Raw genomic sequence first — 26,857 nt, 5'->3', positions numbered from 1 at the left:
GCACGTAATTTCCTGGCCGACGATCGGTCGGGGCCGCGCGGTGCTCCGTTTTCGACGACCTGCCGGTTGGGTTCGTTCGCGCGTTTTCAAGGTCTGACCACGCCCCGCTCGCCTCGCGCTCCGGGCCGATCGGCATTGGGTTCGTTCGTCGCGCTTTCGACGATCCCACGCCGCCGGTAGCGGGCTCCCGCTCATTTTGCATGCTTGCTTCCAGGTCTTCTAAATCGCGCCCCTCGCTAATTCTCCAATCTAAATATACGACGGACGACGAACCAACGATGAACCCTCCCGGGTCCGTGCTCGGGAGTCCGGCCGGGTGATGCAAACGATCCTGCCACGGCCACCCAGGACGGTCGCCCCCCCCATGAGAACGGGGGGGCGCGGTCGGCGGGGGGCCGAATGGAAGCCCGAAGCGCCAGCGAGTGAATTCCCGGACGGCGTTCGAATCCATTCACTCGCTGGCGCTTCGGGCTTCCATTCCGGGCCACGATCATCCCACGAGCTATTTTCAGATCAATCCACCACGGAGGGTACGGAGGAACACGGAGGAAAAAACCAACCGGATTTCGGCCCTCTTACCCTCCGTGTCCCTCCCGTCCTCCGTGGTCGGTCGCTTCAACTCCCAATCCAATCGTCATGCCGCCAGTTTGGGTGCCGACCTCATGAGAACGGGGTGTCGCGGTCGGTTTCGTGGACGGCCCCCAAGTGTCTGGCGCTCACCCGGGATCGCGGAGGACGCGGCCGTCGGCGAAGCCGATTGCGGCGACGACCCAACGGCCGCCGGTGTCTTGCTCGACCTCGGCCTCGAAGCCATGGCCCTGGACGGATTCGGCGTCGAGCGATGGGTCGCTGAGCAGCAGGTCGTAGGGGACGACGATCCGTCTGGGCTTGCCGGGGCCGACGCCCTGAAGCCAGAGGGTCAGCTCGATTCGGTCGCTGCCGGGAGGGTTCTCATCGAGCACGGCGGACATGACGATCCCGCGAAGCTGCATGGGAGGCTCCCAGCCTGGGGACGAAAAAAAGCTCACGGTCGATCCGACCCCGAGAACCGGGGCGACCCGCGAGAGGGCCGACGATTTCTTCGTCTTCAACTCATGAATCGTCTACTACAATACCAAGAGCAACATCGAGTGTGTGGATCATCAGTGCGACGACGCCGCGGCCTACGCTGAGTAGAGCGACTTCGCCGCCGGATTGAAACGAGAAACATCCTGCCATGATCGGGCGGCTTCAAGCTCCCATCGTTTTAGCGCACGGGCTGTTCGGATTCTCACGGATCGGAATCGGCCCGCTGACGCTGACCTCGTATTTTCGAGGCATCCCCCAGGCCCTTCGCGACGCCGGCAATCGGGTGCTGGTCACGCGCGTTCATCCGATCGCGTCGATCGACTTTCGCGCCCAGCGGCTCGGCTATCGCATTCTCACAAACTTCCCCGACGAGCCCGTGCACGTCATCGGCCACAGCATGGGAGGGCTCGACACCCGCCGGTTGCTCGCCGAGCCCGGCTGGCGGAAGCGGATCTTGAGCCTGACGACGATCGGGTCGCCGCATCAGGGGACGATCATCGCCGACTTCGCCAAGCTGAAAGTGGGGCGGATCTTCCGGCTCTTGAGCGCGCTGGGGATCGACCACCGCGGCTGCCTCGACGTGACCCGCCGCGCGGCCCGGCATTTCCACCGCATGTATCCTCAGCCCGATGACCTGCCGTGCTTCAGCCTGGCGGGCGAGCCAAACGCCGACGACGTCGCCTGGCCGCTCCATCGCCTATTCGAAGCCCTCTCCGAGATGGAAGGTTCGAATGACGGTCTGGTCCCCGCCGAATCGGCGCGCGCCTTCGGCGAGCCGCTGCCGTCGTGGCCGCTGGACCATCTTCGCCAGATGAACTGGCTGACTCCGCCCGAAGACGCCGGCTCGGACCACTCCGTCCCGGCCCTCTACGGCCGGATCGTCGACAACCTGGTTGCGCTGGGGTTCGGTGCCGACGAGGATCAACCGCCGTGCGAGCACCGGGCCGCGACGACCGCTGGCCCCGTGATCTGACGAACGAGGCGGGGAAACAGAAACCCCGCGCCGGGCGAGAGCCGTCCGGCGCGGGGGATGAGTTCGACTCAGCGCGTCTTGTACGCGACGCTGAGCCGTTGCTGAAGAACGCGGGCCGCGCTCGCGCTAGGGCGGGCGGCGACCTTCGGCTGAACGGCGACGGTCTTGCTCTGCGTGGCGGAGGCCAGGCTCCTGGGCGACGCGCCGACTTCGACCGCCGCGGAGGCGGAAGCCGCCGCGACGCTCGACGAAACCGACGATGCCGCCGGGGCGCCGGCGGCTATGAGGGAGTTGGAGTTGGCCGCCGCCGCGACCACCAGGTGGTAGACCCCGGTCGCCGACGGGAAGGTGCCGGCTTCGCCCAGATAGACCAACTGGATGTAGTGGTCGCCGACGGCCAGCGTCGAGGTCGTGAACGTCGCCGCCGTCGCCCCCGCCGCCGTCGCCAACTGGCTGAAGCCGATCGGCTGGCCGTTGTCCATGAACATCACGCCGCCCACCGGCGGCGAGGTGGTCCCGGTGTAGGTCACGACCCCCTTCATCGCCACCGCCTGGCCGGCCGTCGCCTGGGCGGGAACGACGCCGTTGAGGAACGTGGTGCCGCGGACGACCACCTGGGACAAGGTGGCGGCGGCGGGTCCGAAGGTCGGATCGCCCGAGCCGCCGTAGGTCGCCGTCGCCGTGTAGGTTCCGACGGCCAGGACGGGGATCGAGGAGAAGACGGCGAGGCCGTTGACCAGGGTGCCGCTGAGGTTGACGGCGCCGATGTTGAGGTTGACGGTGCCGCCGTTGGGGGTTCCGACGCCGTTGGCGGCGGCGGCGTGGACGGTGAGGTTGAGGGTGTCGCCGACGCCTCGCGGATTGACGTTCGAGGTGATCGTCAGCACCGTGCTCTGCTTCACGACGGTCAGCGTGGCGACGAGGGTCGGCACGGTCGAGCCGATGTTGTTGGTGAACAACGCGCGGTACTGGTTGCCCGAGTCGGCCAGGGCGGGCGTGATGGTGAGCCAGTCCTGGGTCGCGCCGGCGACGTCGGCCCAGTTCGCGCCGCCGTCGACGCTGACCTGCCACTGGACGCTGAGCTGCGGCGACCCGGTGGCGGAGGACGTGAAGGTCGCCGTCGAGCCGATGGTCGTCGTCTGGCTGACGGGGCTGCTCGTGATCGTCACGGCCGACTGGGCGCTTCCGCCGCTCGCGGCATTCGTGACGGGGCCTCCGAGCGAGCTGGCGGACGCGGACGAGTGGTCGTCGCCGATCGTCCCGACGCCCGAGTTCGGAGCCGTCCCGTCCATGACGGGAGCCGGAATGGAATTCGCGACGGAGGACGCGCCGGCCGCCGCGACCACCAGGTGGTAGACCCCGGTCGCCGACGGGAAGGTGCCGGCTTCGCCCAGATAGACCAACTGGATGTAGTGGTCGCCGACGGCCAGCGTCGAGGTCGTGAACGTCGCCGCCGTCGCCCCCGCCGCCGTCGCCAACTGGCTGAAGCCGATCGGCTGGCCGTTGTCCATGAAGACCACGCCGCCCACCGGCGGCGAGGTGGTTCCGGTGTAGGTCACGACCCCCTTCATCGCCACCGCCTGGCCGGCCGTCGCCTGGGCGGGCACGACGCCGTTGAGGAAGGTGGTGCCGCGGACGACCACCTGGGACAAGGTGGCGGCGGCGGGTCCGAAGGTCGGATCGCCCGAGCCGCCGTAGGTCGCCGTCGCCGTGTAGGTTCCGACGGCCAGGACGGGGATCGAGGAGAAGACGGCGAGGCCGTTGACCAGGGTGCCGCTGAGGTTGACGGCGCCGATGTTGAGGTTGACGGTGCCGCCGTTGGGGGTTCCGACGCCGTTGGCGGCGGCGGCGTGGACGGTGAGGTTGAGGGTGTCGCCGACGCCTCGGGGGTTGACGTTCGAGGTGATCGTGAGCACCGTGCTCTGCTTGACGACGGTCAGCGTCGCGGCGGTGGTCGCCACGGTCGAACCGACGTTGTTGGTGAACACGGCGCGGAATTTATCGCCCGAGTCGGCCAGGTTGGGCGCGTACGTGAACCAGTCCTGGACCGCGCCGGCGATGTTGACCCAGTTCGCGCCGCCGTCGACGCTGACCTGCCACTGGACGCTCGGCAGCGGCGAGCCGTTGGCGGCGGCGGTGAAGGTTACGGTCGATCCGACGGACGTCGTCTGGTTGACCGGGTTGCTCGTCACCGTGACCGCGGCCGCGTTGTAGTAGACGTAGGCGGCCCCCTGGAAGAAGTGAGTGCCGACCGGCGCGCTCGGCACGCCCACCAGCAAGGCGCCGCCGTCGGCGCTCACGGCCACCGGACTGCCGAAGAGGTCGGCGGCCGCGCCGTCGCTGGCGGTCAGCTTGATCGTCTGCGGCCAGAGCGCCCCCGATTTCGTGTAAACGTAGACGGCGCCCTGATTGGCGTTGGCCCCGATCTTCGCGTAAGGCGCTCCGACGACGGCGGTGCCGCCGTCGCCGCTGAGGGCGACCGCGATGCCGAAGTTGTCGGCGGCCGCGCCGTCGCTGGCGGTCAGTTTGTTCGTCTGCGGCCAGAGCGATCCCGACCTCGTGTAGACGTAGGCGGCGCCCTGATTGGCGTTGGCGCCGATCGTGGCGTTCGGGGCGCCGGAGAGCACCACCCCGCCGTTGTAGCTGGCCGAGACCGACGTCCCGAACGCGGCGCCGGCCGCGCCGTCGCTGGCGACGAGCTTGGCCGCCTGGCTCCAGGTGGCGCCCGAGCCGTTGAACAGGTAGACCGCGCCCTGGCCCGACTTGCCGCCGATCGTCGCGCCCGGGGCCCCGAGCGCCACCGTGACGGCGTCGCCGCTGATCGAGACCGAGTAGCCGAGCAAGGCGTTGGCCGCGCCGTCGCCGACGGTGATCTTCGACGCCTGGGACCAGAGAGCCCCCCCCTTGTCGAAGACGTATCCCGCGCCCTGCTTGGCGTTGCCGCCGACCGTGGCGTTGGGCACGCCGACCACGAACACGGCGCCGTCGCCGCTGGTCGAGACGGCGGAGCCGAAGAACGCCTCGGCGGCGCCGTCGGAGGCGCTCACCTTCTGGGTCTGAGTCCAGGAGGAGCCCGAACGACTGTAGACGTAGACCGCCCCCTGGTGGGTGTTGTTCCCGATCGCCGCGTTCGGAGCCCCCACGACCGCCGTGGCTCCGTCGAGGCTGAGCGCGACGGCAAAGCCCAGCGAGTCGCCCGCGGCCCCGTCGCTGGCCGTCAACCGCGCCGTCTGGCTCCAGGACGTCCCCGTCCTCGTGAAGACGTAAGCCACGCCTTGCCCGTTGTTGAAGCCGATGTTCACCCCTTTGGAGCCGATGATGAGCTCGGTGCCGTCACCGTTCATCCCCACCGCATACCCGAACAGGCTCACGTCCACCTCGTCGCCGGTCAGCTTGGCCTGCTGAACGAACGGGTCGATGGTCAGGGGGTACTGGGCTCCGGCGTCGTCGACCTGGATCGACAGCGACTGGCCGTCGGCCGTCGTGACGACCGACATGTGGGCCGGGATCGCCCGGCCGGTGGCGTCGTAGGCGATCAGGCCGCCGTAACTCAAGGCCGAACTGCCGTCGGCCCGCGCCAGCGTGACGCTGGTGCCGCCGGCGTCGGCCGTCGCGGTCAAGTCGCCGCCCAGAGCCAGGCCGACCGTCAGCGGCGCGCCGCTCGTCCCGCCCGCCGGCCGCTGCGCGAGGGTGAAGCCCTGCTGGAGTCCGAGCGGGCCGTTGACGAACCACTGCGAGACGCCGCCGTAGTCGTACTCGACGCGGTTCGCGGTCGACGTCGAGGTCGCCGTCCCCAGCGTCTGGAGCGAGCCGCCGTAACCGACCCCCTGCACCGTCAGCGACCAGGCGTCGGAACCCGTCGCCACATGAAGCCCGGACGCGTCAAGGAAGGCGGAGTACTGGTTGGTGGCGTTGCTCACGGCGTAGCCGTCGCCCGAGGCGGCCGCCGCGTAGGCCGGATCGTCCTTGCCGAGCGACTCCGACACTGCGTACTGGGCCCCGACAGGGACGCTCGGCGACGGGGTGGGGGCCGTCGTCGTCGAATTCGAGGCGCTCGAGATCAAGGCGGGAACCGCCGCGGCCGCGCCGGCGCTCGACCATCCCCCCACGGCCGGCGCGAGACGATCTTCCAGCCGCTCACGCTCCGGACGCAACCGCCGACTCACCGCCGATCGTCTTCGCGAGCCAGTCCGTCGCGCCGCGTCGTCTCGCTGCATCTTCATGGTGGGGTCGCCAGGCATCACTCGGTTCCCTATCTCTGGAAAGATGTCGATTCGTATGGAGTGCGTTCGCCGCGGCGTGAATCGGCGGGGGAAACCCCGCGCGTCGTTCGCGAGGCTAGGACTCGTCGATCCCCCGGAATCGGCTCCCGGCCGACCACCGAGGGCGGTGAAAACGTGTTCCACCGTCCCTCGCTCCGAAACCCGACTCACCGCGCGCCTCGCCTGCAACGCAATATTTAAAGGTGTTCGCACTCTACAGCACCGTGCAGCCGAGATTCCACCCAAAATCGCGAGCCGAAACGCATTCGGCACCATATCCAGGCCGCAAGGTCGATAAATCGGAACAACGAATGGACGACAGTTCTTATATTGGAACTCAAATTGCTAAACATGGCTTTTGTTCTGAATAAGCCTTTGCGCCGCCGCGTCGGATCGCGAGGCGGTCTCTTGCGATCGTCCCCTGGATCGGTTCAAGTGATCGAAGCGGAGCGAATTCCTTCGCGACATACGACTTTGAGGGTTCCTTGATGGCGCCGCCGATTGACATGAACCGTCGCGATTGGTTGAGAACCGCGACGGCCGCGGGGCTGGTCTCGACGGCGGGGCTGAACTCCGCCGTGATCGCGCGCGGGCCCTCCGCCGCCGATCCCGACCGCATCCGTCGGGAGAACGAGAAGCCCGGCACGCGCGACTGGCTGAACGCCAACGTCCGCGTCGATCCCAAGACCCGGTATCGGAGCCCTGGAATCGAGGGCTACGCCTCGCATACGAGCATCCGCCCGGGCGAGAAGCTGACGATCCACGTCAGCACGAATCCGGCCTTGCGGTTCACGCTCGAAGTCTATCGGATGGGCTATTACCAGGGCCACGGAGCGCGGCGGGTCGAGAAGCTGGGGACGTTTCCCGGCTCGTCCCAGCCCGATCCGCCGATCGGCGAGATGCGGCTCCGCGAGTGCGCGTGGGAGCCGAGCGTCGCCCTGACGATCCCCGACGACTGGACCAGCGGCGTCTACATCGGCAAGCTCAAGACCGAGGGCGAGGGGCTCGAAAGCTACGTCGTCTTCGTCGTCCGCGACGACCGCCAGGCCGATTTCCTGTTTCAGGTCTCCGACAACACCTGGAACGCCTACAACCGCTGGCCGTCGCAGTTCTCGCTCTACGACGACGGCGTCAAAGAGTGGTACTGGGGACCGGACGTCCAGACGAGCTTCGACCGGCCGTACGGCAAATACTGCCAGATCTTCGACGTGCCGCTCTCGGTGGGCTCGGGCGAGTGGCTGCTCTGGGAGTTTCCGCTCGCCTACTGGATGGAGCAGCACGGCTGCGACGTCACGTACATCTCGAACATCGACACCCACCTCGACCCCGCCGGCCTCAAACGGGCCAAGGGGTGGATCTCGATCGGCCACGACGAATACTGGTCGCTCGCGATGTTCGACCACATGAAGCAGGCGGTCGCCGACGGCCTCAACCTGGCCTTCCTCTCGGGCAACAGCATCTGCGGCGTCGTCGACATTCACCCGTCGAGCGACGGCCGACCCGGCCGGATCATCGAGCGCGTGGGACGCTTCGGCTCGCCCCGCAAGGAAGAACTCGAACAGGGCTTCCCCGAGGAGGGTCGGTTCAAGAAGAACGGCCCCAACGAGGCGACGCTGATGGGCGCCCAGAGCACGTTCCCGGTCACCGGCGGCGGCGACTGGACCTGCCGCAAGCCCGACCACTGGCTGTTCGCCGGCACCGGCATGAAGGCCGGCGACGGCGTCGCCGGCCTGGTCGGCTGGGAGTGGCACGGCGAGCCCTGGTCGATCCCCGGGCTGGAAGTCCTGGCCAGCGGACCCACTAAAAGCTCCCGGGGCGAAGGGGTCTACACGGCCACGATCTACCCCGGCCCCAAGGACAACTTCGTCTTCAACGCCGCGACCATCTGGTGGGCCACCGGCCTGGCGAGCCCCCCCGGCTTCATCCTCCCCGACGTTTACACCAAGCCCAAGGGGGTCGACCCGCGCGTCCAGCAGATGACCAAGAATCTGTTGGACAGAATGCGAGGGGCGTAGCAGCCGAGCCGCCACGCCCCTCAAAGCCGCTCACCTCCAGCGGTGGGCCGTGGTCAACCGCTGGGGGATGACGCGCGTCGCCAATCGCTCCGCGCGGGCGGCGACGATGTTCGCGCGCATCGCCTGGAACCGGGACGGCCGGGCCGCCGGGGCCGTCGAAACGGGCTGGACTACGGGGGCTTCTGGACTGGGGAGGGACGATCGCGCCGCAGAAGCAATCGAAGCCGTCGCCGTGGCCTGTGCGCCGACGGTCTGAAACAGGCTGTTCGACACACTCCCCAAAGCGTCCTCCGTCCCCCGATAAACGGCGATCAGCGTGTAGTCACCCGGCACCAGGGCTGTCGTGGCGAGAGTCGCGTTGCCATCGGCGTCGAGCGAACTCGTTGCGACCAGCACCCCGCCGATGTAGAAATCCACTTCCCCCGAGGTCGGACGGCCCGCCCCGCTCGCATCGGCGACCGTCGCTGTGAACGTCACCTCATCTCCCGCTTTCAACGGGTTCTGGCTCGACGTCAACGTGGTCGTCGTCTGGTTGACGGTCTGTGAGAGCGGAAGTGACTGGCTCGACCTGAAGTCTTCCGTCCCCCGATACCTGGCCGTCAGGGTGTACCAGCCCGGGACCAGGGCCGAAGTCGTGAACGCCGCCTGGCCGCTAGGATAGACCGGTGATGTCGCGATCAACTGGTCGCCGACGTAGAAGTCGATGTCCCCCGGCCACAGACGGAACAGCCCTGACACATCGGTGACCGCCGCGAAGAACGTCACGGATTCGCCGACCATCGAAGGGTTCAGAGTCGAGATCAACCTGGTCGTCGTCACCACGGCAGGGCTGACGAACTGGTAAAGCGAGTCCGACTCGCTCGGCTGGATATGGTCCCAGCCGCGATACCTGGCGATCAGCGTGTACACGCCGGGGACCAGCGCCGTCGTGGTGAGCTTCGCCTCGCCGTCGGCGTCGAGCGGCGTCGATGCAACCAGCACCCCGCCGACGTAGAAATCCACGGGGCCGGAAGTCGGATGGCCCGGCCCGCTCGCGTCGACGACCGTCGCGGTGAACGTCACCGCGCCGCCGGTGGTAAATGGACTTCGGCTCGACGCCAGCGTGGTCGTCGTCGCGGTGTAGAGCGGCGCGGAGACGTCTACCCGATAAACGCCGGACGCCGAGGCGAACGTCTCGGAATCGCCCTGGTAGACCATCTGAAAGTAATGCTCGCCGGTGGTCAGCGGGCCGGTGGTGAACACCGTGATGGAAACGCCGGGCATGTCGGAGGGGGAAAGCGCTCCGAACCCGATCGGCTGGCCGTTGTCGGTGAACAGCACGCGCCCGGTCGGCGGATTCACGCCGCCGGTCGCGGTGACGACGCCGGTCAGCGTCACGCTCTGGCCGGCCGTCGCGGTGGTCGCTGAGACCTGGCCCTCGATCGACGATGAGGCCCGCACGATGATTTGCGTCGTCGTCGCGACGGCCGAGCCGAACACGGGGTCCAGCGCGCCGTCGTAGGTCGCGGTGACGGTGTAAACGCCTGGTGCCAGCGTGGTCGGGATGCTGAAAGTCTGCCGACTGTTCTCAAGCGTCGCCGAGACGTGGAACGATCCGATGGTCAGGCTGACGACCCCGCCGTTGGGCGTCCTCGCGGCGGGAATGTTGGACCCGACGTCGATCTGGAACGAGAGCCCATCGCCGATCTTGCGCGGGTTGACGCTGGGCGTGATCGTGATCACCGGGGTCGCCTTCACGACCGTGAGCGTCGCAGGGTTGGTCGTCACCGTCTCGTTCGCCTCATTGGTGAACACGGCGCGGTACTGGTTGCCCGAGTTGATCAGGGCGGGGGCGAAGGCGTACCACTGGCTCGTCGCGCCGACGATGTTCGACCAGTTCGAGCCGCCGTCGGTGCTGACCTGCCACTGCGTCGAGAGGGTCGCAGCCCCCGTCGCGGCGGCCGTGAACGTGGTGGTCGTCGTTGGATACCCGGTCTGGCTGACCGGATCGACGGTCACGGCGAAACCCTGGGGTTCGTCGAAGACGTAGACGGCGCCCTGCCCGCGGTGCGATCCGATCGTGGCCCGAGGCGCCGCGACGACGATAGTCCGTCCGCGGATTGCGATTTGAGTGCCAAAATTATCGCTGGCCGCGCCGTCGAAGGCCGTCAATCTGGCGACCTGAGTCCACGTCGAGTCTTCCAGAGTGAATAGGTACGCGGCACCTTGGTCGTCGGCACCGGAGATTCTGGCGAAAGGTGACCCAACTAACGCCGTGGCCCCGTCGGAGCTTAGCGCGACCCACTCGCCGTACGAGTAACTCGCGGGCACATCGAAGCCGGTCAGCTTGCTGCTCTGGGTCCAGGAGGAGTCCGATTTGATGTAGACACGGATGACAGACGCAATGCCAGCCTCGGCTTCCGGCGACGACCCTCCGGCCAGAAGCACGGAACCGTCGCCATTGAGCGCGACCTTCCCGCTGAGGCTCGACGCCCGTGGGACGCTCAGCCTGGTCACAAAAGTCCAGTCCAGCCCTGATTTCTCGTAGATGTAAACAGCGCCCGAGCCGGCGTAGTCATGATTTGATTCTAACGAGCCGGCCGCCAGCGTGCGGCCATCGCCGCTCAGCGCAATCGAAGTGCCGAAGAAGTCGTTCGCCTCGCCGTTGGGGGCGACGACCGGGGGCTCCTGGATGTAGACGCCGTCCGTTCGCGAGAAGACGTAAGCCGCCCCTCGCACCGAGTCGGCGTACGCAGCCCCGCCCGCGATAACGCCGCCGTCGTCGCTGATGGACAACCACGCGCCGAACCCATTGCTGTCGGCGAGGGTCACCGTCTGGGTCAAATCCCATTCCGAACCCGATCGCGCGTACACGTACAGCGCGGCAGGGCCGTGCTCGAACAGGCCCGATTTCGAGCCAACCGCCAAAGTAGTCCCATCGGCGCTGATGGCGACCCCAATGCCGAAGTCGTCGCTACTAGCGGCTCCGGCGGGAGAAGTCAGTCTGGCGACCTCAGTCCAGACCCGATCGCTGCGAGTATAGACGACGACCGACCCGGGCACGGAGTCTGGGCCCCCGCCAGGTGTGCCGACCACCAGCGTTTCGCCATCCGCCGTCAACGAGATCCCCCAGCCGAAGTTGAGCTCTCCGCCCGGGGTCGACGACGTCAGCTTGGCCTGCTGGATGTAGGAGTTGGTCGACAGGGACTGGGTGCCCGCCCCCAGGGCCGAGAAGCCCCCCGTCGCCGGTGCCAGGCGATCTTCCAGCAGCTCGGCCGTCGGTCGCAACCGCCGTCGCTTCGTCGCCCCGTGCCCCTGGAAAAGCCCCGTTCGACCAAACGATGCGCGCAGAGTCTTCATGGTGTCGTTCTCAATCGAACTCGAATGTGCGCCCGACTTCGGGTTGGATCGTCGGGAACGAGGGGCTCGGACGACCGGAGCAATGCACGTTTCGGTTGAGCCGTCGCGCCCGGGCCGTTATTCAGGGAAGAGTACACCACTCGCCCTTGTTTGTGCATGATCGCAATCGAACATGTGCGGTTTTTAATAATCCGTCGCCTCTTCGCCACGCCATCGGCGATGGCTCTGGCCGCCAGGAGGAGGGACGCCGCGGCCTTCGCCGCCGTCGCGTCCCTCCCGTCGTCTCAAGGCTCAGCGTCCGCGGTGAGCCGTGGCCAACCGCTGGGGGATGGCGCGGGTCGCCAGTCGCTCGGCGCGGGCGGCGACGATCTGCGCCCGCATCGCTTGAAGCTTCCATTGCCGGGACGCCAGGGGCGTCGGGCCGGCTTGCGCCACAAGGGCCGTCGAACTCGGTTGCGCCATCAGGGCCGCCGAGGCGGTCGCCGCGGACGGAGCGGGCGTTGCGTTGACGATCTGGAGATAAGGGGCCGACGGGCTCGCCTGGAAGAAATCCGCCCCCAGATACTTGGCGGTCAGGGTGTAGTAGCCCGGCACCAGGGACTGCGTGGTGAAGGACGCGGTCCCCGTGCCGTCGAGCCCCATCGATAAGACCAGGACCCCGCCGATGTACCAATCCACGCCTCCCGTGGTCACGGGGGTTGCGCCGCTCGCGTCGGTGACCTTCGCGGTGAACGTCACGGAGCCATGGGACGCTGACGGGTTCGGGTTCGACGTCAACGTGGTCATCGTCGGCGCCTTGACATGCATGACGATTTGGTAGAACGGCTCGAACGTCTGGCTCGGCTGGAAGTCGTGCGCCCCCAGATACTTGGCGGTCAGGGTGTAAGTCCCCGGGACCAGGGCCGACGTGGTGAGTTTCGCCTTGCCGTCGGCGTCGACCGGCCGCGTCGCGACCCACTGGTCGCCGACGTAGAAGTCGACGCTCCCCGCCCACGGATAGGTCGGCCCACTCAGGTTGGCCATCGTCACGGTGAACGTCACCGAGTCGCCGACCGTCGAGGGGGTCAGGCTCGACGTCAACGTGGACCTCGTCACCGCCACGCCCGGCTGGACGACCTGGAAGAGCGCCGTCGACTCGCTCGCCTGGAGCTGGTCCCACCCTCGATATTTGGCGAGCAGCGTGTAAGTCCCCGGATACAGCACCGTGGTCGTGAGCCACACCTGGCCGTAGAGGTCGACCGACGTCGCCAGGCACCACACCCCGCCGATGTAGAGATCCACCACGCCGTTGGGCGGATGGGTGATCCCGGTCTCGTCGGTGACGGTGATGGTGAACGTCACCGCATCGCCCCCCCTCGACGGGTTCAGGTTCGATGTCAGCGTGGTGGTCGTTCCCGTGCCGACGACGGTGAGCGTCGCGGGGTGGGTGAGGATCGTGTCGCTGGCGGCGTCGGTGAACCGGGCGCGATACTGGTTGCCCGAGTCGGTCAGGGCGGGAACGAGCGAGTACCACCCGTTCGACGCCCCCGCGATGTCCGTCCAGGTTGCGCCGGCGTCGGTGCTGACCTGCCATTGGACCGTGACGCCCGTGCCATCCGCCACGGTTGACGAGAACGTCGTCGTCATCCCCACGTACCCCGTCTGGCTGATCGGATCGAGCGCGACCTCGAACCCCTGGGGACTGTAGAAGACGTAAGCGGAGCCCTGCAATGCGCGAAAACCGATCGCGGCCGAGGGGGCGGCGACGACGATGGTCCGACCGCGAATCGCCGTCACCGTGCCGAAGTGGTCGAAGGCCGTTCCAGCCGTATTCGCGGACAGCTTGTCGGTCTGGGTCCAGGTCGATCCCGAGAGACTGAAAACGTACGCGGCCCCCGGATACTGAGTCTGGGAAGAGGTGGAATAGCTCGCCCCGACGACCGCCGTGACTCCGTCGGCGCTGACCGCGACCGACGAGCCGAACGACTTGCTCACGCTTGGATCGGAGGCGGTCAGGTCGGCGGACGGGGTCCAGTCCGCGCCCGACTTGGTGAAGACGCGAGCGGAATTCACGGGGCCGCCGTTGATGAACGTCGTCGCCCCCGCGATCACGAGCGTGGAGCCGTCGCCGTCGATCGCGACCGGCCCACCGAGGGTCGACGACGGCGCAGGCTCCAGCCTGGTCGCGAACGTCCAATCCGCGCCCGAGTGGTCGTAAACGTAAACGGCGCCCACGCTGGGACCGACGACCTGCGCGGCCGGCGCGCTGACCGCCAGCGTGCTCCCGTCGCCGCTCAGCGCGATCGACTTGCCGAAGAGGTCGTTCGTCGCGCCGTCGGCGGCGACGATCGCCGGCCCCTGGGTGTAAACGCCGTCGGCCCGCGTGAAGACGTAGACCGTCCCTTGCGCCGAATGGGCGCCGACGTTGGTGTACGCGGCGCCGGCCACGATGACGGACCCGTCGTCGCTGATCGCCAGACTGGCGCCGAACCCGCCGCCGTCGGCCATGTTCACATACTGGCTCAAGGTCCAGGCCGTTCCCGATCGCGTGTAGATGTAAAGCGAAGCCGCGCCGTGCTGGACGTCCCCCGCCTGCGCGCCGACCGCCAGTGTGTCGCCGTCGGCGCTCAAGGCGACCGCGTCGCCGAAGCTGTGGTCGCCCGCGGGGGATGAGAACGTGGCGATCGAGGTCCAGACCCGGTCGGTCCGCGTGAAAAGGGTGACCGTTCCGGGCTCGACGCCGGGCTGCCCGCTGCTCAGATGAGGGGCCCCGATCGCAACCGTGCCGCCGTCGGCCGTCATCGAGACCGACGAGCCGAACATGGCGCCGGCCGCCGGGCCCGGCGTCATCAGCGTGGTCTGCCGGAAGTACGAATCGGTGGTCGACTGGCCGTTCAGCAGGCCCGGCGCGGCCGCTCCCAGGGCCGACCAAGCTCCCGTCGCCGGCGCCAGGCGGTCCTCCAGCAGCTCGGCCGTCGGCCGCCACCGCCGTCGCCTCGCCGCCGCGGTGCTTTGGAAGAGTCGCGTTCGACCAACCGCTGCGCGCGGTGTTCTCATGTTGGTGCCCTCGTCAAGGTTGAGGGACGCCCGACCTTGGGCCGGATCGTCGAGAGAGGAAGCACGGACGACCGGCTCGGCCCACGTCGCCGTTGAACCGTCGCGGGCGAGTCGTCGAAATGGCGAGTATCGCTCTCCTAATTGCTTCACTCAAGCTCGCACCGAAACATGTGCGATTTTAAAGAAGGCGTCGCCTCGTCGTCCCAGGCTCCGATAGGCTTATTCTTCGGCGAGGCGACGCTGGCGGCGGCGCATGCAAATGATGATCGCGGTGGCCGTTTCTTGCCAGAACGTCGCCCCTCGGTACGATCTAACCCGGACAGGCGAGGAGGATTTCAACCGGCGATCCCGCCGAGGCCGACGCTGTCGAGAATCGGCCAAGGAGCCGTTGACACAAACCAAGAATCGGCTTAGAGTTCAGTAGATTCGGAGAGGTGACCGAGAGGCCGAAGGTGCGGCACTGGAAATGCCGTGTACGCTAACCCCGTACCGAGGGTTCGAATCCCTCCCTCTCCGCTGAAAGGCGGGCGACGCCGAGCTGCGGCGACTTGGGTTCCGTTTTGTAGAGTGGGCGCAGCCCATCAGGAGACGATGGCCAAGCTCGCCATGAGCGTCAGGCGTCGACTCGAAGTTGGTTCGAGCGATGGCGGGCGCTGTTGCCTTTCCCGTCCAGCCGGCGGCTGTCGGCGTTCTCGTACGACTCCCACCCCCGCATCCTGGCTCGACTCACCCGAGCCGCGGCCCCGCCGCCAAGAGGTCGCCGACCACCCGGCGGCCAGGCGGTCGCAGCGCGACCTTCGCTACGTCCGCGCCTTCGACCGACTGGGGCTCCACCACCGCCATGATGCGGCGATGGTTCGACGAACATCCGCCCTGAATTCCCTGGATTGCTTCGGTCCAGGTTCACGAGTCGGGCGATCGTCTCAATCTTGATCAATTCCACTGATGAGACTTCGTCGCCGTGATCCGATTCCTCCGAATGGGACGGTGGTGGGGGATCTAGGTGGGAAGTTCCGGCGAGTGGTCGATTCGATCTGCCGGCGCGACTCTTCGGTTGTCGAAACCTTTGCGTAGTTCCCGGCCCAGGCCTGGACGAGAACAGGATTGTTATGCCTGTCGGCGCGCAAGGAGGGCGGATGCGTCGAGCGATCGCGATTTGGGTGGTGCTGGCCGCCGCGAGCACGCCGGCGGGCGCGTCGGCGGATGATCCGACGCGCATGCGGCCGCTGCCGCTCGGCGGGACGTGGTCCGTCGAGGGGCGGGATCGGCATTTCGGTGTTTATATTCCGACGCAGTTCGGTGGCGTTCTGACCGTGGAGACGACCTCCGGGACGGTCGGCCCGATCGAGGGGCCCGATGGACGGCAGCGGCCCAACGGGCAGGATCTTGCGCCTGGCGTTCCGGGCTGGTACACGTTCGCGATCGAGGGGGCGACTTCGCCCTTCTCCGTCGCCACCTCGTTCGTCCAAGTCGGACGGAGCGCGCGCAAGCCCTGGAACTACTACTACTGGCCGACCAAGTCCGATGCGATCCATGAACCCTGGGCGGACGGCAACGGCCGCGTGGACACGGTGCAGGTCTTCGGCGACGACGTCCTGGTCGCCACGCCCGGAGCCCCGATCGCGCCAGGGCAGGACATCGTCCGCGCCGGGCCGAACGGGCTGCTGGAGACGCCGGTGGCCGCCGGCGACGACTCGACCTGGTTCCCGAACCTTTACGACGACGTCACGTTCCAGGCCGCCGACGGGACGGTGCACGAGACCCCGTGCCCGCTGCTCAAGTACGACCTGCTCTACCGCTCCTCCGCCCGGTCGTGGGAGGCGGGGAACAGCCAGAACCACAACGTATCGCGCTGGCCCGGCCACTGCTTGGGCGGGGCCGTGGCGTCGATCCTGCTGAACGAGCCGGTCCCCTCCCCCGGCTCCGGTCTGACGCGGGACGAACTGAAGGCTCTCTGGGCGGAACTGGGCGAGAACCACCTGAACCACCGGATCGGCGATCACGTGGTCGACATCGCCGCCGGTCCGCCGGTCCCCGGTCCCGACCCTTGCGACCGATCCGTCGTCGCGTTCCATCGACTGCTGGAAGAACAGTTGCTAGGTCGGGGCGTCGCCCTGCTGGGGAACCTTCGCGGCTTCCCGCCGCGGGGGACGACCGACGAGGTCTGGAACCACGGTGTCGGCGGGTACACGGCCCATTATCGGGCGGTCCAAGAGCGAGACGTGCTCACGGTCCGCGTGGACGTCGAGATTGAGGCCAACTCGGGATCGAGCCTCAATAACCAGGATGAACACTCCCGGTTGATTCGCTACGCCTACACCCTGGCCTACGGCCGGGACGGGCGAGTCGACTCGTCGCGGACGGACGCCTGCGACTGGATCTCGGTGGACGGCGACGCCCTGTTCGCCCCCCTGAACCTGATGGTGGTCGAGAGCACGCGCTGGGTGGGGCACAACCCCTACGTGACGGAGGCCAACGTCCGGGCGCTCGACCTCGCCAACGGTGGCGACCCGTCCCATTACGCCGCCGCGCCGCCGCAACTCCTCCCGGTCGCCTCGACCGAGACCACCTCGCGACGGCTGGCCCTTGGCCGAGCCGCCGCGACGGCCGGACCGCCCCGACGAGGCGGCTTCACGCGTCTGTTCAATCGTCAGTGATTGGACAGGCCTTCCGGAGCTAGGGGCGAGCACGATCGAGGCCGAAGCGATTTCGCCGCCTCGATCGCGCAACTCCAACCCTCGGGGGTTTATTCCGCCTTGGGAGCAAGGGCGGGGATGCTCGGTGAGGAGGGCTTCGGCGACTGAGGCTCGGCCGCCGGGGCCATCGAGGGGATCTTTGGCATCGGGCCGGCCTGTTCGTCCGCGCCCGCTTCCTTCCCAGGTTGAGCCTGCTTTTGGGTCTTGACGTCCACAACCTCTGCGCCTGGAGGCACCTCGACCGTCACAATAATCCGGATGATTCTTGTGTTGCCGTTTGCTCCATTACCGCCGTTCGCTCCATTACCGCCGTTCCCGACCTGCCCTCCAGGCTCGGCCCCCCCCTGATCGCCTCCCTGGAGGAATCGCGCGACGATGTTTTCCAGGATCTGACGCTCGTGCGTCGTCGGCATGACTCCGCTCACGTCGAAAAAGCCTCTGACCGCCAGATCGAGCAGGCCCGACTGACTGAGACCCTTTCCGAACCGGCCGAGAACCTGGAAGATGTGCGAGCCGACCAGTTGTCCGTTCGCGAGGGGCGTCCACGCCGGGACCGGCATTATGGGAGCAGCAGCACTGTACCCCTCAAGGAGGGACGAGCCAGCAGCCCTCGGGGCGGCGGCGCCGTAGGGGTAGGAGTAAGGCGCCGCCGGAGCGGCTCCGTAAGGGTAGGAATAAGGCGCCGCAGGAGCGGCGGCTCCGTAGGCATACGAGTAAGGTGCCGCCGGAGCAGCACCGTAGGCATAAGGCGCGGCCGGAGCGGCGGCACCGTAGGCGTAGGAGTAAGGCGCGGCCGGAGCGGCACCGTAGGCGTAGGGGGCGCGAGCATAAGCGGCTGCGCCTGAAGCCGGCTGGTCCAGGGCTGCGCCCGGATAGGGCAGGCTCGGGGCCGCTTCCGGGATAGGGGGCGCGCCGCCGCCCGGATTGGTCGGGCCAGGCTGGGGCGCAGGTGCCGGGGGTCTGGTGACGCTATAGCCGTAACTTCCACCGCACGCCCCGCATCGCAGCAGGCCATGCAGGCAATTCGCCCTCACGTCGCCAGAGCCGGCGAGGACGAACCCGAGTGCGGCCGGAATCAGTAGCGAGAACGAAACGCGTCTCACGTTGGACCTCCAGGGTGTGATCTCAACCACTTACAGTTTTCGTGATGCCCGAAATCCTGAAGCCGTCGTCGGCAACCGGAAAATACGCCTTGGATTGACTGGGTTCTCCAATTATCCCATATTGTAAGTCGATCCAAGGAAAATCCTTCATGAATCTCGGAAAAAGCTCTCGCCTCAGCCGTGGCGAGCGCAGGCGAGACGCCGATTCCGCCGAACCGGCGAAGCTCGCTTCAGGAAACCTGTGTCACGGCGATCTGGAAATCGCCAGTGCCCTTTGTCGGCCGCGCATGACGGACCTGAACGAAATAGTCCTGGCCCACGTTCTTGGGCCGGAACGTGAGTTTCGCGTTCGCTCCCTCAGCGGCCAGCATCCGACCTGCCGGATCGTCTCGTTTGCCTAATAAGGCGACGAGTGCGGGCATTCCCGTGGTCGCGATCGTATAGACCCCCTCGGTCTGAGGTTGGAACTTGTAGCGGCCCACGCGGCCGGCGACATCGATCTTGCCGGGTCGCGCAGCCTCGCCGGGGACGAGCGTCTGCTCGTTCGAGGCGGGGGCTCCTTCGACGGGATAGGCCATGGCCACGACGACCTTGTCGAGCGGCGTGAGGATGACGTTGTTGGGTGAGACGAAAGGGGTGCCGTCCTTATAAGCCGCCAGTCCCTGCGGATATTGGTACATCATGATCGAGTTGATGTCGAACGCCCCCCCCATCAGCGTGCCGCCTTGCACGGCGTTGATGATCTGCTCCTGAACCATTTGCTGAGACCAATTGTTAGGGGGCGCGCCGTAGTACGAGAAGACGTCAGGGGTCCAATCGATCGGCCTGTCAGGTCGTTGATGCTCGTGAATGAGTCCCAGCGCGTGACCGAATTCGTGCAGAATCACGCGGCTGAACTCGGCATCCATCAAGTTGGGATCGTTTTGGAGGTTGGGCGGGAACACCAGATTCATCGACGGCAGGGAGGGGAATTGCTTGCGCATGTTCAAGCAATCGGTTCCCATGAAGCAGTTATAGCTCCCCCAGTTGACCGACCATCCGAGCTGGGGGATGCTCCCAGGGACGAGGTTCACCGTGATGTGCGCCGCCGGCTGGTCGAAATCGAAGGTGATGTTCGCATAGTCGCTCCATTGGACCGCGATTCTCCTGACCGCTTGACGGATCGCCTGGCCCCAGGCGTCGTCCCCGGTCAAAAAAACGACCTGGAGCCGGGTGCCGTTTTTCCATCGGCGGTCCATGTCGATGACCGCCCTCGTCGACGTGGCGGCGGTCTCAGGCTTGCTGGGGACGTAGGGGCCGCCGTTCGGCTGGTTCCCGCACAGCCCGGGCGTCGGGACGTCGTCCGGCGACGGCGAGTCGGCCGCCCGCTGGAATTTCGAGGCGTCGATGGGCAAGGGATCTTGGTCGGCCATGGTGCGGATCTCCTCGAGTTGTTGATGACGCGGAGGGATGGTTTACAGCCGCTCAGTGAGCGGAAGGAATCCGAAGTGTCGTGATCTCATTCAACGATATCATGAACAAGCGGAAAAGGCCGTGCACTTCCGAGGGACGGCGGATTGTCGTCGAGGACCGTTGCAACCTGTCTCAGAGGCTCAGGTCGCCCTCTTGGGCCAATCCGGATCCGCCATCCAGGCGGTCCAGAGCAACCCGGGATGGAGCCTCCCGACCACGCGGTTCAACAGTTCGGCCCGAGGATGCTCGATGCGCATTTGAGCGACTCCGAAACCGAGGCGCATCGTATTTTCCGCGACCACCGGGAACCCGAGATCCATCGCCTTGCGATACGCCTCCGCGCTCTCGCGCTCCCGGCCCTTCGTCGACAGATCCAGTGCGCTAAGAACGTACCCGTCGGGAAGCGTGGGATGGAGTTGGACGAGGCGCTCGCCGATCGCCCCGGCGCGATCGATCCGCCCTTGCTTCACCAGCACGTGACCCCCGAGGCTCCCGGCGATCGGGTTCAGCTCATCCGCGTCGTCGAGCAGTGGTTCGAGCGTGGACGATCCCTGACCCAGGTCCCCCCTCATCAGGAACCGTTGGGCCATGTCAAGTCGGCGCGTCTTCAGTGGATTGGCGTCTTGACCGGGTCGGTCGGCCTCCATGAACTGGGAGACGAAGATCCGGCCGCTCTCCACCTGGTGGAAAATGAGGTTCAGGTCGTAGCCCGGCAGGATGGTCAGCGCGAAGCAGACGTTGCGACGGCGATCCTTCGAGTCGACCCTGAACCAGTACGACCCGGGCGTCGTCGGCGTCGCCGCGATCGCCACGCCGGGGGTGGCCGACGGCTCCAGGGGCCGACTTTCCTTCGGCGCCGCATCCATCGGCCAGTACTGCCATCGTAACAGCCGGAGGTAGGAGTCGACCTCGTCCTGCGTTACGAGGAGGACTTGTCCCAGCGCCCGAAGCTTCTCCAGCGTTTCCTCCAGAGGGCGCGGCATGACCTCGGCGGCGATCATGACTTGGAAATCCTCGCCCGACCTCGCCTCATGCCCGTGGGTCGTTGTGTCTCGCTGGGATGAGGGGTTCAGGACGTCGCGGAGCCTGTTCCCGGCATCTCGCCATTTCTGGTTGTACTTCGTCGCGCACCGGGACAATTCCAGCACCGTGGAGATCGCCGGGGCCGCCACCGATTTGACCCGAGCGGAGAGGTCCACGACTCCATCTTTGTTGACGTCGAAGCCGACGCGATCGATCACGCGCCGGATCAATCCGCCGACCGCGGTCTCGGGCGGCTGGATCGTGATCGTGGTCGACTTTCCTTTCTCCACGCGGACGAGACGCTTCGCGACCGGCCCTTCCGGGGTCTTCATGGTCGCTAGGTAAACCCCGACGGGGAGGTTGGGGACTTTCAGGCTCCCATTTCCGCGGCATGGGCGGTCGCCGTACATCACCGGCGTGCCGTCCTCCTCGAAGAGCGCCAGGGCGGCCAACGGGTCCTCGGCCATGATGGCCAGTTCACCCGTCGAGGCTTCCGTCGGCGTCGGGGTGGGCGTCGCCGGCGCTGCCGCGGCATGTGTCGGCATCGCCGCGGCGTGCGTCGTAATCGCTTCGGCAGGCGTCGGCGTCGGGATGGGCGGCGGTGGCGCCGGCGCGGGGTCGGCAGGAGTAGGCGTCGGAATGGGCGGCGGTGGCGCCGGGGATTGGGGCGTCGCCGCCAACGTCATTGAGACCGGAAACGCCATGTCCTCGTAGACCTCTAACTCCCAGGTCCCGTCGCCCGGGTCCCACTGCGGGGTGGACTCCACCGTCAGCGTGTAGATCCGAGGCTTCAGCGGGATGGGGAGTAGAGCTTGCGTCCCCGGAACCCGCTTGTTGACCCGGTCGCCCATGAGCAGCAGGTCGATGGCGGAGTTTGCCTGCTGCGGGCTCAGGTTGATGTTAAGGCTCACGGGAGAAACGGCTGATTCGGGCAGGGTCGCCAACGTCCGATCTTGGGAGTGCTCGCCCCCAAGCCGCGGAATTTGATTCTGAGCGCCCCCCGCCGCGCCGGGCACGACCGGTTGCAGCGCTTGGAACCGCGACGTGATGTAGTCGAACAGCCGGGCCGTCGACACCTCGTACCGCTTCTGCTGGCGCGACCAAGACTTGGCCCGTCCCGCGCCCTTGAGCCCGTCCAAAAGGTTGTCGGTCAACATCCCCCGAGCGTCGAGGGCCACTAGCCCGGGCCCCGTGGCGTAGAATACGAATTGATCCGGGGCCGGCCTCGTCGGGTCGGGCATCCTCGGTGGCGCCCGGTCCAGATCCATCTCGGAGATCGACATGTTCCTGCAGCAGTCCAAGACGCAAAACTGCTCGGGGAACGGGATCGCCTGAAAGAAACGCAGGATCGAACTGATGCTGATCGCCTTCCGCACGCCGTCCAGGAAGTCGGACGGCACGATCGCGTCCTCGCTGGTGAACGAGATTCGGCTCATGAGGCCGTGCCCCATGTAAAAGAAGAACAACCGCTCTCCGCCCGCCAACGCCCCTTCGGCCAAATTAATGAAGGTCGTTAGGATCTGATCGCGAGTGGCGGGCTTCAGGTTGCCCCGGGCTTTCAGGGCGGCCAGATTCGCATCGAGTGACGCCGGGATGGGGTTCAGGAGCAATTGGAGATTGTCCACCGAGACGCCGCCCCCGTCCGGAGCGAGTAGCCAGTTCGTTATCCGCAATGCGTCGTCTACCGGCGTCTGAAGGCTTCGAATAGAGTCATAGTCTTTGATTCCAATGACGACCGCATAGTTTGCCATTTGTCTCCCCCCGTTTCCGACCCTAAAGGACAGATGTTAATCTCCCATCAGGCCACGGCAGACGCTTGCTATATCTAAATTAAACACGAGCAGAGATGATCGATCAACGGAAAAAAAGACGCGCTTTGAGACGAAGCGAACGTGTCGAAAACGACGGCGTGGAAAGGTGCGGTGGCTGCGGGATCTTCGAGAGGAGTGGAAATCCAGGCGAGCGGGCCGGTCGAGGATCAGTCGACTGGACCCGACGCTTGAGATGCTGGACCAAGTGAACGCGGCGTGTGACCGCGCGGGCGAGTTCATCGGAGTCGAAAAAAAAGCGCGTCGTGGGAATCCTCCCTCGACGCGCCTTCGTGGTTCTTCCTGCAAAAAACGAGCTGCCCTCAGCGCTGGCCGGATGCCTGGGCTGACGGAGCGGCAGGAGCCGGCGGAGCATAGTTGGGTGCAAGCGGCGGAGCATAGTTGGGTGCAGGCGGCGGGGCATAGCTGGGCGCGAGCGGCGGAGCGAAGCTGGGGGCGGCTGGCGGGGCGTAGTACATGGGAGCCGCGGGGGCGTAATACACTGGGGCCGCCGGGGCGAAGTACATGGGAGCTGCGGGGGCGTAATACACCGGGGCCGCCGGAGCCGAGGCCGGAGCAAAGGCCGGAGCATGATCCGGAGCTGGGGCGGCGGGTGGGTGCCCGTGGACGACGGTTTTAGTGGTCGTCTTGCTGTAGTACGTGTGGAAGAAGCCCAGGGCGAAGCACGGGGCAGGCGCGAGCGCGACTTCCATGAACGCCAGTCCGAAAAGGGCGGCGACCACCCTGGGGCGAAGAATCCCTCTCATCGCGGCTAACCTCCGTCTGGAGAGCGAAAAGCGACGGTCCCCTCCCCTCCCTGGGGAGGCCCGGCGCACGGCGGGACCACGGAGGGAAATCTACCCGACGTCGGGGCGTCACGCCGGGCCTGCAAGGGAATTTCCCTCGTCAAGGCGCTGATTGTTCGGGGTCGGGCGGAAATGCGTTTTCTGATGATCGGGTGGATCGTCGCAAGTTTGCGGGTCGTTCGGTCGATTTTCAGTCCTACCAAGATGCTGGGCCGCACAAGGCCCAGGCGTCGGCCGATTGATATTGTTCTTGACGAGGAAATCGCCATGACCTTGTTGGGCCGCACTCCGGGCCGATCGGCCCGACGCTTCCGAGCGCTGCATGTACTCCCTCTTCTGGTCGGCATGGGGATGGAACAGGATTCCCGGGGAGACGAGGGAACCCCTCCCTCGGCACCCGAACTCACGGCCGTCGCTCGTCCTGAGATCGACGCCGCAACGGCGACGCCCGGCGTTCTCCGCTATGTCGGCACCCCCGCCCCGGGCGCCCGGCTCGCCATCGGGCTTGAAGGGTCGGCGGACCCGGACGCGGCGTATGAGTGGACCCAGTTCGACGGTCCCACCGTGCCGCTCGATGACCAGGCCGGTCCGAAAATCCACGTGACCGTGCCGCCGGACGCCCGGAACCTCGGTTTCCTTCTGACGATCCGGGACACCCAGGGCGAACGGTCCGCCCGGGTCGTGATCCCGATCGAGGCGCGGGTCGCGCGGGCCGCGACGCCGCCGCCGAGCTTATCGAACGCAGCTCCCCGGGCCGATGCGGGCGATGATCAGATCGGCCTTGTCGGTCGTCGGATCACCTTGAACGCGGCGCGGAGCGCGCCTCGCAACGTCGCGTACCGCTGGCTCGAACTCTCCGGCCCCAAGGTCGAGCAAGAGAGCCAGGACGGGTCCTATTTCTCCTTCGTTCCGACGGCCGCCGGGACGTATCGTTTCGGGCTCGTCGTCGCTTCCGCCCGTGCGAGCGCGGCGAGCATCTCGGAGATGGACGAGGTCGTCGTCACCGTGGGCGAGGTTCCGTCGGCGATGGTGGGTGGTGCGGCCTCGGGCATCTCGACGGCCGCCATCGACCAGATGCTGCAGGGCCCCGGGGCCGCGGCTGGGCGGACGACTCTGGAGCAGGCCGCCGGCGCATTCGACACCGTGGCGGCCCGCGCGTCGCTCTATTCAAACTTCGCCGACCTCAGTTCCGAACTGATGCGCCGGCTCGACGCTATCATCCCCACGGACCCCAACTGGCGTCGCTTCTGGTCGGAAGGCGTCTTCGACCCGCTCACCCAGCATATCATCGGCGAGATGCGCCAGACCGGCCTGGACATCCGCACGCCTCAAGGCCAGAACCAGCCGTTGGGGCAGGCCCAGCAGGAACGGCTCCAGAAGCTCTTCACGTCCTACGCACGCGAATTCCGGGCGCGAGCCCAGGCCCGTTGATCGCAAGCCCGGGCCGATCGCCCCGCCCGGGTTGCTCGCGGACGCTTCACATAACGGCTTCGAATCTAGAGAATGAAGGAGTCCCTTCCCATGGATGGACGGAAGCGAACGATCCTCGAACAGTCCTTGGCCCTGGGTGTTACGGTCGCGGCGCAGTGGGCTGTGATCGCCCCCTGTCACGGACAGGCGACGCCGTCGAGTCCCGGCCGGACGTCGGGTTCGGCGACCATCCCCCCGCCCGTCGTCAGGCCTGATCGGGTCGATCCGGAAGTCCGGCGTTCGAGCCTCCACGGCGGCTATCCGTCGTCGCAGCAGTCACACTCGGTTCCGGCGAAGCCCCTGCCGTCGTACGCCCCCCCGGCTGCGGCCCCGCCGCCCGCCGCACCGCCGACCGCTCCGGCACCTCCCCCCACCTACGCCCCGGCTTATGCTCCGCCTTACGCGCCGGCCTATGCGCCGGGCTATTCGGCCCCGTACGCGCCGGCCTATGGTCCGCAGTATGGGATGATGGTGCCGATGATGCCGCAATATCAGCAGGCTCCTCCCCAGGCCCCGCAGGGTAATTTCTTCCTGCCGAATTCCGCACCGGCCGCTCCTCCGGCGGCGCCGATGGCTCCGGCTTACGCGGCGTCGATGGCTCCGGCCTACGCGATGCCGATGGCCCCGGCCTATGCGATGCCGATGGCGGCTCCGCCGCAGCCGGCGGCGATCGGGACGGGCGTGGGCCTGGCGGGATCGTCGGTCTCGGTTCCGACGTCGGGCTCTATGACCAGCGTCGAAGTCCGCGGCCCGGGGATGCTCGGCGCCGGCCTCGCGCGGTTCGGGGAGCGGCTGGTCCAGCTTGGCAGGACCCGGGTGCGGACGGTCCAGGAGACCGTGCTCCAGACGCCCCAGTCTCAACCGTTGGGGGGCACGGCCACCATCGCCACGACCGGCACGACGCCGATCCAGCCTCCATTCGCGCCGGCCGCCCCTCCCGCCCCGCCCGCCCGCGAGGAGGCCCCGCCGGAAGCTCCGACCCCTTCGCCCCAGGGGGGCCATAGCCATCAGGAGCACTCGCTGATCAAGCACTTGCTGGGGCACAAGTAAGCCCGCTCGCGCTGCGGCCGACGCGCCTTCGATAACGAACCGTCTCGGTCTTTCCCGCCGCTCTGGCGGGCGACGCCCGGCCGCGGCGTCTCGGGTTCAGGGCGGATCGTAGCCGCCCGGGTTCCACGGGTGGCAGCGCGAAATCCGCCGCAGGCCTTTGGCCAGGCCGACGACGAAGCCGTATTTTCGAAGGGCCTCGACCATATACCGGCTGCAACTCGGGTGGAACCGACAGACATTGCCGAGCAACGGGCTGAGGGTCGCCTGATAGACCCGAATGCAGCCGATCAACAGGGCGACGGTGAGCCGCCCAGGCCAGGAAAGCACGCGGCCGAGCGCGCCGGGGCTCATGGCTTCGGCGGAGGCGGTGCCGGCCGCGAGCCTCGTAGTCGACGGACGGCGTCGCGCGCCAGGGTCGGCAATGAGCCGCTCACGGCGTCGAACGTCAGCCGGGGTCCGCGCGGCAGCACGACGAGGTCAATCCCCGGCGGCAGGTCGGCCTTGGAAAGGCGAAACACCTCTCGGATCAGCCGCTTGACCTGGTTGCGATCATTGGCTTTTCGAACCCGCTTGCGCGAAACCGAGACGCCCAGCCGGGAATGGTCCAGGCCGTTCTCCGCGCTGTAGACGATCAACATGGCGTCCGAGACCGACCGCTTGCGGTCGAACGCGCGGCGGAAGTCGGCGGGGTCCTTGATGCGTTCATGCGGTCGAAATCGCGCGTCCGAGGCCATTGAAAAGCGTCTTCCTCTCCCG

Annotated in this window: 15 protein-coding genes and 1 tRNA gene; 6 read left to right on the top strand and 10 right to left on the bottom strand. The window is 67.0% G+C overall.

Annotation, left to right across the window (positions count from 1 at the left end; translation table 11 throughout):
• Positions 1-716: 716 nt before the first annotated feature.
• Positions 717-1,091: a hypothetical protein gene (locus tag BSF38_RS26740; RefSeq protein ID WP_237170626.1), complete on the bottom strand. Its 375-nt coding sequence runs from the start codon at positions 1,089-1,091 to the stop codon at positions 717-719.
• 125 nt (positions 1,092-1,216) lie between these two features.
• On the opposite strand from BSF38_RS26740, the gene BSF38_RS26735 reads away from it, so the two are divergent.
• Positions 1,217-2,041 carry an esterase/lipase family protein gene (locus tag BSF38_RS26735; protein ID WP_076350094.1) on the top strand — a complete coding sequence of 275 codons (825 nt, stop codon included), beginning with the start codon at positions 1,217-1,219 and terminating at the stop codon, positions 2,039-2,041.
• 68 nt (positions 2,042-2,109) lie between these two features.
• Here the strand turns inward: BSF38_RS26735 and BSF38_RS26730 are convergent, their stop codons facing one another.
• Positions 2,110-6,195, bottom strand: coding sequence for a beta strand repeat-containing protein (locus BSF38_RS26730; protein WP_076350093.1), 4,086 nt, complete (start codon positions 6,193-6,195; stop codon positions 2,110-2,112).
• A gap of 596 nt (positions 6,196-6,791) precedes the next feature.
• Between BSF38_RS26730 and BSF38_RS26725 the strand changes: the two genes are divergently transcribed.
• A complete protein-coding gene (locus BSF38_RS26725) occupies positions 6,792-8,318 on the top strand; it encodes a N,N-dimethylformamidase beta subunit family domain-containing protein (protein WP_076350092.1) in 1,527 nt (508 codons plus the stop codon).
• Between the two features lie 30 nt (positions 8,319-8,348).
• Here BSF38_RS26725 and BSF38_RS26720 read toward each other — a convergent pair whose 3' ends face one another.
• Both BSF38_RS26720 and BSF38_RS26715 read right to left on the bottom strand, forming a co-directional pair.
• Positions 8,349-11,657, bottom strand: a complete 3,309-nt coding sequence (locus BSF38_RS26720; RefSeq protein WP_083713572.1) for an Ig-like domain repeat protein — start codon at positions 11,655-11,657, stop codon at positions 8,349-8,351.
• A gap of 291 nt (positions 11,658-11,948) precedes the next feature.
• On the bottom strand, positions 11,949-14,693 hold the full coding sequence (locus BSF38_RS26715; protein WP_076350090.1) for an Ig-like domain repeat protein: 2,745 nt from the start codon (positions 14,691-14,693) through the stop codon (positions 11,949-11,951).
• A gap of 428 nt (positions 14,694-15,121) precedes the next feature.
• Here BSF38_RS26715 and BSF38_RS26710 point away from each other — a divergent pair.
• Together BSF38_RS26710 and BSF38_RS26705 are read left to right on the top strand one after the other, a co-directional pair.
• Positions 15,122-15,209 (top strand) — tRNA-Ser (locus tag BSF38_RS26710).
• 620 nt (positions 15,210-15,829) lie between these two features.
• Positions 15,830-17,350, top strand: coding sequence for a hypothetical protein (locus tag BSF38_RS26705; RefSeq protein ID WP_076350089.1), 1,521 nt, complete (start codon positions 15,830-15,832; stop codon positions 17,348-17,350).
• 89 nt (positions 17,351-17,439) lie between these two features.
• Here BSF38_RS26705 and BSF38_RS30980 read toward each other — a convergent pair whose 3' ends face one another.
• The 4 genes from BSF38_RS30980 to BSF38_RS30975 all read right to left on the bottom strand — a co-directional run bounded on the left by BSF38_RS30980 (position 17,440) and on the right by BSF38_RS30975 (position 23,542).
• A complete protein-coding gene (locus BSF38_RS30980) occupies positions 17,440-18,492 on the bottom strand; it encodes a hypothetical protein (protein ID WP_145952343.1) in 1,053 nt (350 codons plus the stop codon).
• 230 nt (positions 18,493-18,722) lie between these two features.
• A complete protein-coding gene (locus BSF38_RS26695; RefSeq protein WP_076350087.1) occupies positions 18,723-19,904 on the bottom strand; it encodes a M12 family metallopeptidase in 1,182 nt (393 codons plus the stop codon).
• Positions 19,905-20,084: 180 nt separating this feature from the next.
• Complete coding sequence (locus BSF38_RS26690; protein WP_237170625.1) at positions 20,085-22,592, bottom strand: caspase family protein; 2,508 nt, start codon at positions 22,590-22,592, stop codon at positions 20,085-20,087.
• Between the two features lie 506 nt (positions 22,593-23,098).
• Positions 23,099-23,542, bottom strand: a complete 444-nt coding sequence (locus tag BSF38_RS30975; RefSeq protein WP_145952342.1) for a hypothetical protein — start codon at positions 23,540-23,542, stop codon at positions 23,099-23,101.
• A gap of 306 nt (positions 23,543-23,848) precedes the next feature.
• Between BSF38_RS30975 and BSF38_RS26685 the strand changes: the two genes are divergently transcribed.
• Both BSF38_RS26685 and BSF38_RS26680 read left to right on the top strand, forming a co-directional pair.
• The gene (locus BSF38_RS26685) at positions 23,849-25,012 is read left to right on the top strand and encodes a hypothetical protein (protein ID WP_076350085.1); all 1,164 of its coding nucleotides are present in this window, start codon (positions 23,849-23,851) and stop codon (positions 25,010-25,012) included.
• A 90-nt stretch (positions 25,013-25,102) separates the two neighbouring features.
• The gene (locus BSF38_RS26680) at positions 25,103-26,101 is read left to right on the top strand and encodes a hypothetical protein (protein ID WP_145952341.1); all 999 of its coding nucleotides are present in this window, start codon (positions 25,103-25,105) and stop codon (positions 26,099-26,101) included.
• 96 nt (positions 26,102-26,197) lie between these two features.
• Here the strand turns inward: BSF38_RS26680 and yidD are convergent, their stop codons facing one another.
• Together yidD and rnpA are read right to left on the bottom strand one after the other, a co-directional pair.
• Positions 26,198-26,452: a membrane protein insertion efficiency factor YidD gene (gene yidD / locus BSF38_RS26675; RefSeq protein WP_076350083.1), complete on the bottom strand. Its 255-nt coding sequence runs from the start codon at positions 26,450-26,452 to the stop codon at positions 26,198-26,200.
• Positions 26,449-26,835 carry a ribonuclease P protein component gene (gene rnpA / locus BSF38_RS26670; protein WP_076350082.1) on the bottom strand — a complete coding sequence of 129 codons (387 nt, stop codon included), beginning with the start codon at positions 26,833-26,835 and terminating at the stop codon, positions 26,449-26,451. Before rnpA ends, yidD begins: the two co-directional genes overlap by 4 nt.
• Positions 26,836-26,857: the final 22 nt, after the last annotated feature.

Origin of the sequence: Paludisphaera borealis, from assembly GCF_001956985.1 — a bacterium.
Taxonomy (GTDB): Bacteria; Planctomycetota; Planctomycetia; order Isosphaerales; family Isosphaeraceae; genus Paludisphaera; species Paludisphaera borealis.
Note: the sequence above shows the minus strand (reverse complement) of the source record. Positions and strands in the feature narration are given on the sequence as shown.

Bases quoted from the DNA above. Each gene is read 5' to 3' on its own strand.
- BSF38_RS26735 (WP_076350094.1), top strand. From the start codon at position 1,217: ATGATCGGGCGGCTTCAAGCTCCCATCGTTTTAGCGCACGGGCTGTTC.
- BSF38_RS26725 (WP_076350092.1), top strand. From the start codon at position 6,792: ATGGCGCCGCCGATTGACATGAACCGTCGCGATTGGTTGAGAACCGCG.
- BSF38_RS26720 (WP_083713572.1), bottom strand. From the start codon at position 11,657: ATGAAGACTCTGCGCGCATCGTTTGGTCGAACGGGGCTTTTCCAGGGG.
- BSF38_RS26715 (WP_076350090.1), bottom strand. From the start codon at position 14,693: ATGAGAACACCGCGCGCAGCGGTTGGTCGAACGCGACTCTTCCAAAGC.
- BSF38_RS26705 (WP_076350089.1), top strand. From the start codon at position 15,830: ATGCGTCGAGCGATCGCGATTTGGGTGGTGCTGGCCGCCGCGAGCACG.
- BSF38_RS26695 (WP_076350087.1), bottom strand. From the start codon at position 19,904: ATGGCCGACCAAGATCCCTTGCCCATCGACGCCTCGAAATTCCAGCGG.
- BSF38_RS30975 (WP_145952342.1), bottom strand. From the start codon at position 23,542: ATGAGAGGGATTCTTCGCCCCAGGGTGGTCGCCGCCCTTTTCGGACTG.
- BSF38_RS26685 (WP_076350085.1), top strand. From the start codon at position 23,849: ATGACCTTGTTGGGCCGCACTCCGGGCCGATCGGCCCGACGCTTCCGA.
- BSF38_RS26680 (WP_145952341.1), top strand. From the start codon at position 25,103: ATGGATGGACGGAAGCGAACGATCCTCGAACAGTCCTTGGCCCTGGGT.
- yidD (WP_076350083.1), bottom strand. From the start codon at position 26,452: ATGAGCCCCGGCGCGCTCGGCCGCGTGCTTTCCTGGCCTGGGCGGCTC.
- rnpA (WP_076350082.1), bottom strand. From the start codon at position 26,835: ATGGCCTCGGACGCGCGATTTCGACCGCATGAACGCATCAAGGACCCC.